Source organism: Candidatus Stoquefichus massiliensis AP9 (assembly GCF_000455285.1).
Taxonomy (GTDB): domain Bacteria; phylum Bacillota_I; class Bacilli_A; order Erysipelotrichales; family Coprobacillaceae; genus Stoquefichus; species Stoquefichus massiliensis.
Genome location: NZ_HG005285.1, coordinates 152,390 through 162,279 on the forward strand (window position 1 = coordinate 152,390; position 9,890 = coordinate 162,279).

At 30.2% G+C, this 9,890-nt stretch carries 11 protein-coding genes; 2 read left to right on the forward strand and 9 right to left on the reverse strand.

All coding sequences use genetic code 11. From position 1 onward, the window contains the following. Positions 1-131 precede the first annotated feature (131 nt). Positions 132-1,325: a bifunctional phosphopantothenoylcysteine decarboxylase/phosphopantothenate--cysteine ligase CoaBC gene (gene coaBC, locus BN350_RS02930; RefSeq protein WP_028042253.1), complete on the forward strand. Its 1,194-nt coding sequence runs from the start codon at positions 132-134 to the stop codon at positions 1,323-1,325. Continuing rightward, the gene (locus BN350_RS02935; RefSeq protein WP_028042254.1) at positions 1,319-2,101 is read left to right on the forward strand and encodes a type III pantothenate kinase; all 783 of its coding nucleotides are present in this window, start codon (positions 1,319-1,321) and stop codon (positions 2,099-2,101) included. Before coaBC ends, BN350_RS02935 begins: the two co-directional genes overlap by 7 nt. Positions 2,102-2,171: 70 nt before the next feature. Here the strand turns inward: BN350_RS02935 and BN350_RS02940 are convergent, their stop codons facing one another. From BN350_RS02940 to BN350_RS02980, 9 genes are all read right to left on the reverse strand, one after another. Further along, positions 2,172-3,572, reverse strand: coding sequence for a family 1 glycosylhydrolase (locus tag BN350_RS02940; protein ID WP_028042255.1), 1,401 nt, complete (start codon positions 3,570-3,572; stop codon positions 2,172-2,174). Next, entirely contained in the window at positions 3,568-4,725 is a 1,158-nt protein-coding gene (locus BN350_RS02945; RefSeq protein WP_028042256.1) for a PTS sugar transporter subunit IIC, read from the reverse strand. The genes BN350_RS02940 and BN350_RS02945 overlap by 5 nt, the downstream gene beginning before the upstream one ends. Further along, on the reverse strand, positions 4,700-4,849 hold the full coding sequence (locus BN350_RS20525) for a hypothetical protein (protein ID WP_155849090.1): 150 nt from the start codon (positions 4,847-4,849) through the stop codon (positions 4,700-4,702). Before BN350_RS20525 ends, BN350_RS02945 begins: the two co-directional genes overlap by 26 nt. Positions 4,850-5,024: 175 nt before the next feature. Next, the gene (locus BN350_RS02955; RefSeq protein WP_028042257.1) at positions 5,025-5,912 is read right to left on the reverse strand and encodes a MurR/RpiR family transcriptional regulator; all 888 of its coding nucleotides are present in this window, start codon (positions 5,910-5,912) and stop codon (positions 5,025-5,027) included. Between the two features lie 59 nt (positions 5,913-5,971). Then, positions 5,972-7,249: a patatin-like phospholipase family protein gene (locus BN350_RS02960; RefSeq protein WP_028042258.1), complete on the reverse strand. Its 1,278-nt coding sequence runs from the start codon at positions 7,247-7,249 to the stop codon at positions 5,972-5,974. Between the two features lies 1 nt (position 7,250). Further along, positions 7,251-8,696, reverse strand: coding sequence for a 4-alpha-glucanotransferase (malQ, locus tag BN350_RS02965; RefSeq protein ID WP_028042259.1), 1,446 nt, complete (start codon positions 8,694-8,696; stop codon positions 7,251-7,253). 9 nt (positions 8,697-8,705) lie between these two features. After that, positions 8,706-9,347, reverse strand: a complete 642-nt coding sequence (locus BN350_RS02970; protein ID WP_028042260.1) for a lactate utilization protein — start codon at positions 9,345-9,347, stop codon at positions 8,706-8,708. Next, positions 9,295-9,474: a hypothetical protein gene (locus tag BN350_RS20860; RefSeq protein WP_028042261.1), complete on the reverse strand. Its 180-nt coding sequence runs from the start codon at positions 9,472-9,474 to the stop codon at positions 9,295-9,297. Before BN350_RS20860 ends, BN350_RS02970 begins: the two co-directional genes overlap by 53 nt. Then, a partial coding sequence (locus BN350_RS02980) for a nucleoside recognition domain-containing protein (protein ID WP_028042262.1) occupies positions 9,471-9,890 on the reverse strand: 420 nt, incomplete at its 5' end. The genes BN350_RS20860 and BN350_RS02980, both read right to left, overlap by 4 nt.

A 9,890-nucleotide genomic window follows, 5' to 3' on the forward strand; every position in this document is an offset into this window, starting at 1 on the left:
TGTTTTATTTCCTTATTTAATAGGGATTATTACAACAAATGGAATTGTTGAAGCCATTGTTGGAACTATTATTGCTGTTATGGTATCAAAAATATTAATTAAAATGAATTAAAGAAATGAGGTTATCTTCTATGACAAAGAAAATTATTGTTGGCATTACAGGCAGTATTGCGGCTTTTAAAGCAGTACAGTTAGTAAGTGATTTAGTGAAACTCAATTATCATGTTGAAGTCATGATGAGCGAAAGTGCTGCAAAGTTTATCACGCCAATCTGTATTCAGTCGCTTACAAAAAGAAAAGTTTATATCGATACATTTGATGATGAAAACCCAGCTATTATTACACATGTAGATATTGTTAAAGATGCTAATTTATTTATGGTTGTACCAGCTAGTGCTCATACAATTGCAAAATTAGCTTATGGTTTTGCTGATAACATGTTAACATCAGCATTTTTAGCTGCCACTTGTCCAAAAATGATTGCCCCTGCCATGAATGTCCATATGTATGAAAATCCTATCACTCAAAAAAATATGCAAACTTTAAAAGATCAGGGCGTTCTCTTTGTAGAACCTATTTCAGGATTACTCGCTTGTGGTGATGTTGGTCAAGGAAAATTAGCTGATGAGCAAGATATTCTTGAAATGATAGATTATGCTTTAACTGAGAAAACCCTCGTTGGGAAAAAAGTTTTGATAAGTGCAGGTCCTACTCAGGAAAGTATTGATCCGGTTCGTTTCATAACCAATCATTCAAGTGGAAAAATGGGTTATGCTATTGCAAAAGCAGCTTTTTGTCTTGGTGCTGAAGTCACTTTGGTGAGTGGACCTACTCATTTAAAAAAACCTTATGGAGTCAAAAAGATTGATGTCATCAGTGCACAACAAATGTATGAAGCAATTATAGATATTTCTAATCATCAGGATTATATCATTATGTCAGCAGCTGTTGGTGATTATGCATGTCAAACAATTGCAAATGATAAAATAAAAAAAACTGGAGAGAATCTTTCTCTAGAACTTCATAAAAATAAGGACATTCTCTTAGAATTAGGTCAAAGAAAAAAAACTCATCAGATTTTATGTGGATTTGCAATGGAAACAAGTGATTTGATTCTTCATGCAAAAGAAAAATTAACTAAGAAAAACTGTGACATGATTGTAGCCAATCATTTAAAGACAGAGGGTGCTGGTTTTCAGGGAAATACAAATGTTGTCACAATGATAACACAAGATGATATGAAAGATTTTGGCTTAATGAATAAAGAAGAATTAGCTTATGTCATATTAGAAATCTTAATAAAAATGGAGGAAAGCAAATGTTAGTAGCAATTGATATTGGAAATACAAATATTACTATGGGTGTGTATAATCAGGATGAATTAATTGGAAATTATCGTTTAACAACGAAATTTCAAAGAACATCTGATGAATACGGTTTTATGTTATTATCATTTTTAAATGCTTCTTCTATTCTAGTTAATGATATTGAAGATATTATTATTAGTAGTGTTGTTCCAAAAATTAACTATTCATTTACAAACTGTATTAAAAAATATTTACATAAGAATCCCATTTTTATTGGTCCTGGTGTTAAAACTGGAATAGATATACGTATTGATAATCCTTCTACTTTAGGAGCTGATCGTTTAGTTGATGCAGCAGGTGCCTTCTATACTTATGGTGGACCATGTTTAGTTATTGATTTTGGTACTGCGACAACTTATGATGTTGTGACTGCTAAAGGAGAATTTATTGGTGGAGCAACTGCTCCTGGTATTGGTATTTGTACCAATGCATTATCTTCGCAAGCAGCTAAATTACCAGAAATTGAAATTCAAAAACCAGATAAAATTATTGCTAAAAATACAATCAAAAGTATGCAGGCTGGTGTTGTCTTTGGCTATATTGGACAAACAGAATATATTATTCAAAAAATAAAAAAAGAGTATGGTGAAGATTTGAAGGTTATCTCAACGGGAGGTCTTGGAAGAATTATAGCAAATGAAACTGATGAGATTGATATTTATGATGTTGATTTAACATTCAAGGGATTAAAAATTATTTATGAAAAGACAAAAAAAAGTTTGTATAATCAATAAAGAGGTTGATAACAACCTCTTTTTCTTTACAATATATAATCTGTATTTAAAATTTAAAGTATGTTACACACTAAAGCTTTTCCCCATTACTTTCTATAACCATTTTATACCAATCAAACGATTTCTTTTTATATCTTTTTAATGTCCCTTTACCAGCATTATCCTTATCAACATATATAAATCCATATCTTTTTTTCATTTCACCTGTTGAGACTGAAACAATATCAATTGGTCCCCATGTAGTATAACCCATAACATCAATATAATCCTCATCAATAGACTGTTTTATCTGTAAAATATGGTTTCTAAAAAATTCAATACGTTCTTCATCTATAATTTCATCTTTTTCATTAATTTGATCATCTAAAGGTATACCATTTTCTACAATAAATAAAGGAATTTCATAGTGATGATATAATTCATTTAATGCTATTCTTAATCCAATGGGATCTATATTTCTATTCCATTGTCCTCTTTTTAAATATTCATTTTTCTTTTCTATAGAAAATTCATATTTATTTATTGCCTTAACAACATAAGAAAAGTAATAACTAAAAGCAATAAAATCAACTTTCCCATTTTGTAAGAGATATTCATCTTCTTTTGAAATTTTTAAATCAATATTTAATCTTTTTAATAATGATTGACATAGTGTTGTATATTTGCCTTTTACCATGACATCAGTATAATAATAATTTTGTTGATAATAAAGCTGTCTTGCTCTTTCATCCTGTGGACTACATGTTTTTGTATATGATGGCGTATACTGAATCATACAACCAATTTTAAAATCAGGATTTATTTTATGTCCTAATATTACTGTTTTGGCACTTGCAATAAACATATGATGGCTCGCTAATATTTTTATCTCATTATGATTTTCATTTTCTGTAAATTTTAATCCAGCTTGTAACCATGGTACTTCTTTATTCATAGTTTCATTAATTTCATTAAAAGTAATCCAATATTTTATTTTATTTTTATATCTATGAAACACAACTTCTGCATATTTCATAAATAAGTCTATAAGGATTGGATTTCTCCAAGAGCTATACTTATTCACTAAATTCAATGGCGTTTCAAAATGAGATAAAGTCACAACAGGTTGAATGTGATACTTTAATAATTCATCAAAGACATTATCATAAAATTGTAATCCTTTTTCATTTGGCAATTCATCATCCCCATTAGGAAATATTCTCGCCCAGCTAATAGACATCCTTAAACATTTAAATCCCATTTCTGCAAACAGCTTAATATCTTCTTTATATTGATGATAGAAATCAATAGCTTCATGACTTGGATAATATTCTCCTTCTTGAATATCAGCATCAATGATTCTAGGTATTCCTTTTTTTGAACATTTCATAATATCAGCTATATTTAAGCCTTTTCCATCTTCAGTATATGCTCCTTCACATTGATTGGCAGCTAATGCCCCACCCCATAAGAAATCTTTTTTCATATTAATGATTTTCCTTTGACTCACTTGATAATTCCGGATTTATTTTATTAGACATTATCACAAATGGAGCATAAATTACAAAACCAACAACCACAACAACAACTGTTAAAAAGAGTGCCTGCCATTGTCCACTAAATGCTAAGAATTGTTGTATAAACATTGGCATTCCTGCAATTGATTCAACATAAGATGCTGTTAAAAAGCCTGATGTAATAGCATAATATCCTATATTAGCTGTAATTAATGACACTGCAACAAACGGAATTAAGAAAACAGGATTAAGCATGATAGGCAAGCCAAAAACCATTGGTTCAGAAATTCCACAGATTAGCGGAATCATAGATAATTTAGTCACCTCTTTATATTCTTGTCGTTTAGAAAAAACCATAATAGCTAGTGCCAATGAAATAACAATCCCTGATCCACCTAAATTCGTAAACAAATGAACATAAGCTAATGTATAAAATTCTGTCGGCAAAGCACCAGATGCAACCAAAGCAATATTAGTTGCAAGAGCAGCAGTTCGTACTGGTTTAGCAATAACATTCATAGCCATATGACCATGAATATCAGTCCACCATAATAACTGGGACAAAAGAACAATAATACTTACTCCTAATTGAGACCCTACAACCTGATTGAAAGGAACTTGAATAACACTATATATAATATTATTCATATATAAGCCCGTCATTCCATACAGAATTCCTCCAGTAACACCAAATAATGTAATTGTCATCCATGCTGGAATAAGTGCATTGAATCCACCAGCAATCATTGGTGGTACACTTTCTGGTAATTTGATTTTTATTTTTTCTACTTTTAATAAACGATTAAAAATCATATTAGCAACAATAGAAACAAAAAATGCAAGAAATAAAGTTGATGCTCCTAAATCTCCTAACAAATTGTCCTGGTTAGATACAACTAAGAATAAAACAGCAGTAACTAATACATTAATCAATGGATTATGTTTTTCATTTTTTCCTAATGTATACCCCATTAAGACAACTAACCATAAAGCCATACATGAGATACAAGCAAAGTTCACTGTTGAAAACATATTGGAATAATTTTCCAACCATTTTAATGATTGAAATTGAGCTAACCCAGTTTTAGAACAAATAAAAATATTAAATAATAAAGCAAATGATGCCAATGATAATCATTGGCATCATCATTGTAAATGAATCTCGAATAGCACAAATATACTTGTTGTTATTCATATAATCAGTAATTGGCATTAAAACTTTTTCTAAAATAGATGTTAATTTATTGAACATATTCTACCTCCTTGTTCATCTTTTTTAATTCTGTTTTCATCTGTCTTCAATAATAAAAGTCTTCTCCTTTCGTGATTATTATTTCACAAAATTCAAAGACTTTTCTACAAATCTCATCATGTTTTAACAGTGTTAAAACATTTATAAAAATGTAAATTAAAAAAATAAACACTGTTCAATTATCTTCATCTATTAAAATAGGGTTCGTTGAATACCTCTTTGATTCTAATTTCTTAGTAAGTGATATCTTAAATTCAAAATGATTGGCATAATCCATTGAAAAATATGCAGAATATAATATATCTAACAAAAAGGATATTGATAAATTACTATTAAAATTAGCAATATTATGTCTTATGTTTTCCCTTGTAGAAATATACAATTTAGCATCACTCATATGACTTAATGTATTTTCTCCATAAGATGTCATTGTGATAAAAGGAATACGACGTGCAACACACGTTTCTGCCATCTGAATAATACTGTCTGTCTCACCAGAATAAGAAATAAAAATAACACAGTCTTCAGGCCTAATACAATAAACATCATATCTTTGATAATTAGCATTGTTATCTATATATACATTTTTGCCTATCTTCATCATTTTTTCTTTAAAAGACTCAGCAATATTTAAAGCTGTTCCTCTTGAATAAATATGAATATCCTGTGATGTTGTTAATATTTTAACTGCTTTCTGAAATAAATCATGATGAAGAAGTGATAATGTATCATCAATTGTTTCTTTATATAATAATCCTAACTTATTCGCTGCTTTGTATATTGTATCTCCCTCTAAGAAAGGAATATTGGGATCAACTGTTCCAAATTGTCTATTTAAATATTCAATTTCTTCAATATATGATTTCTTAAAGTTATCAAAACCTATTATGCCTACTTTCTTACATAAATTTAATACTGTGGCTGGCGATGTAAAAGTTTCTTTTGCAATACTTCTTGCTGAATAATCTTGAATATTTTCTCCTAAATGGATAATAAATTCAGCAATGATTTCTTCACCTTTTGAAAAGCCTTCTTTTTTAGTTAATTTATCAACAAGTAACAATATCATCACCTCCATATTCTTTATCATAATATAAAAAGAAAAGTCATGAAATCTAAACTTTATAAATTCTCTTGATTATACAGCATACATAAAAGTCTTGCCATAATAACTTCTTTTGAAAACAAAGTCAAAAACTTCTCAGTATCTATTTTCTCCTCTTCGGGATAAAGCATACCATGCAATAATCTTCCAATCAGCCCTTTTTTATTAATATTTTTAAGTGTTCTCGTCATATCATCTGTTGAACGCAAAGAAATCATCTGATACTGACTATCAGTATATTTTTCAAAGTCTTTTAATAAATCTTTCACAATGATATCAAATTGGTAGACATAACTAGGATCACGCTCTAAAAGTTCTAATATCCAGTCCAAAGCAATATAAAGATAATCATTTTCATCCAATGGCTGGTCTTTATGAGATTCCATAAACTTATAAACTAAATTTCCACCTGTATCACTTCTAAAGGTTTTACGCATATATCTTTCAAGATATAATATTTCTTTATAAAATTCATAAAATAATGGTGTTTCAAATTCTGTAAATGTATATTTAACCCCAACATAGTCTCCAAAATATTTCATTGCTGTTTGGTATCCTAGGCGCAGGTTACGATCAAGAGCAACTCTAGAAAAATCTAAGAATCCTCCTAAATCAACATAAGGCATTGTATATGTGATATGTGGTCGATTGACATAATGTTTATGTGTTGCTTCTTTACTATTCATATCAACAACAATAATTTCATCTGCACCCATATCAAAAGCTAAATCAATGGGAACATTATCATAATATCCACCATCAATAAATGACTGATCTTCAATATTATGAATTGGAAAGACAGGAAAACATGATGCACTTGCTATTAAGTAATCAAATATATATTCTTTTTTCATTTCTTCTTTTGTGATTAATAATGGTTTTAGGGATGGATAATAAACTGTACATAGCCCAAAATCAATAGGTGACCTAAGAAGTTTATTTTCATCTAACAAACCTCTTATTAATTCTTTTAGAGGAGTAATATCAGCCCCTTTTTCTTTAAGATATCTTTTAAAAAAAGAAATAACAAGATTAGATTGGTTTAACATATTCTCAATATCAAAGCTAAAATCTGGTGAAAAACCACCAGCAAAGACTTGACTAATATCTAATGTCTGCCATAAATTTTCCATTGCATTTTGATCCTGTTGAGCTAACAAACAACCATTTAATGCACCTATTGATGTTCCTGTCACAATCTGGTAATCAATACCTATTTCTTTTAAAGCCTTCATATATCCAGCTTCATAGGCACCTTTAGAGCCACCACCAGCTAGTACTAATGCTCTTTTCATACTATCCCTCTTTTCTTTGACTCTCCTCTATCATATTAGCATAATCTTTTAAATATGATTCAAATTCATCAAACGATGTTAAACGGTATTCCCAGTTTGGTGACCCAATTTTACCTGGAATATTAAAACGACACGATGTATCACACCCCATGATATCCCACACTGGAATAATAACTTGGCTTGATTTTAAATCCAAACAATAATGAATGATTTTCTGATACATCTTTTCTTCTTTATATTTTTTCAACAATTTTTTTAATATTTCTAAATCATCTTCATTAATCGTTTCTAACCATCCAACCAAAGTATCATTGTCATGAGTTCCCGTATAGACAATAACTTTATCAAAATCAAAATCATTCGCATAATGAAACTGAAAAACATACATTCCTTTCAAATGATAATGATCTCTTAATTCATAGACCTCTTTTCTTAATTCACCTAAATCTTCTGCCAAAATACTAAGATGAGTAATATTTTGATATAATGTATCAAATAATTGATACCCTGGTGCTTCTATCCATTGTCCAATAACAGCCGTTGGTTCACTTGCTGGAATTTTCCAATATGTGTCAAATGCTCTAAAATGATCTATACGAACAGTGTCGTACATTTGTTGTGCAGCTCTCATCCTATCTATCCAGAATGCAAAATCATGTTCCTGTAAATAATCCCAGTCATATAAAGGATTTCCCCATCTTTGTCCAAATTTACTAAAATAATCTGGCGGAACTCCTGCTACAAATGAAGGTGTCCCATCTTCTTCAAGTAAAAAATTTGCCTGATTCATCCAAACATCGACAGAATCCAAACCGACATAAATAGGCATATCACCAATAATAGAAATGCCTTTTTGATTCGCATAATTTTTTAAAGCCGTCCATTGTTTAAAGAAACAATATTGTAAAAAAATCTGATAGTCAATGTCTTTAGTAAAAGGTAATAAAGAAAATGTTTTTTCTTGACTATAATACTTATATTCATCTTCCCATTCTAGCCATGTTTTTTGATGATTTTGATCTTTAAAAACTTTAAATAATGCATAATCATGAACCCATGAATGATCTGTTAGAAACTGATGATAGTTATCATCAGGCATAAAACGTGAAAAAGCTAATTCATACAATTTTTCTTTGACTGGTCTAACTTGCTGATAAGCCACAAAAGGTAACTGACTATTAAAATATGTGACTTCCTCTTCTTTAAGTAAACCATCCTTAATGAAATCATCCAAACTCAAATAAATTTCATCACCAGCATGTGTTGATAAAGGCTGGTAGGGCGAATTCCCATACCCTAGTGGATTTAATGGTAAGATTTGCCATATATAGATATGTGCATCTGCCATTTTGTCTACCAATTCATATGCATATTTTCCAAAATCACCAACACCATAACGATTTGGCAAAGCAGAGATTGGAAATAAGAGTCCTGCTTGTCTTTTCATAAATACCACCTAATATCCTAAATTTTCTTCTATAATAATAACTTTAATTCGATTGACCTGTCCTTGATAAGCGAGTTTCACATAGCTGCTGCAAATACGATCAGTACTATGACAATCATTGCATTGCCCTGTTTTAACACATGGCGTTTTTTTATTTAAACGCATTGCATTCGCTGGAGCACTACATCCTCGAATATGAGCAATTGCCTCTTCTTCATCCTGACAAATCTTATTTAATCCTGCAATAACAATAACTTCCTTTGGTCCAAAAATCATTGCTGCCACACGATTACCAGTTCCATCAACATTATATAGACAACCATCCATTGTTAAAGCATTGGTACTTGTAATCAATAAATCAGCAAAAAATCCCTCACGAAATCGATTCATCATTTCATCACGAGATATCCCTTCTTCATAACGATCAATAAAATCAACATCACTTTCTCTTATAAAATCAATAACTCCTAATTGATTTAAAGTAACACTACCACCCACTGCAACTTTCTTTTGTAAATTCAGTACCCCTCTTAAATAGTGCATTAACTCTTCTTTGTCTTTAACAAACAAACATGTCATATTATTGGCTTCAAAAGCTTTAATCAATTGTGTCTCTTTGATTCTTAATAACGTTTCTAAATTCTTTTCCATCATATTTTCCTCCACATTTTTTATGACAACGAGAACAATCATGACATTCATATCTTCTTATTCCCTTTATCGCCAGAATAATGCATACCCCTAATACCATAATCACAATAATATCAATGAAACTCATAACAATAAACTTCCTAACTGATAAAGTATAAATGCAACAATATAAGCCATTCCAGTTTGAAACATAACTGTCGCAATGGCTTGTCGCCATGAACCCAATTCACGCTTTGTTGCTGCAAAAGCTGCAATACAAGGCATATATAATACTGTAAACACTAAAAATGTAAATGCACTTAATGGTGTAAATATAGCTGCTAAAGCATTATTTAAAGCAATTGTATTTGAAGCCTGTGTTAAAACAGTTAATGTCGATACAACTGATTCTTTAGCTGTAATACCTGTCATTAATGCCGTTGATGCACGCCAATCACCAAAGCCCAATGGTTCAAATATAGGTGCTACAAATGAGCCAATAGCTGCTAAAATACTTTGGCTACTATCTGTAATCATTTCAAATCTAAAATTAAAACTCTGTAA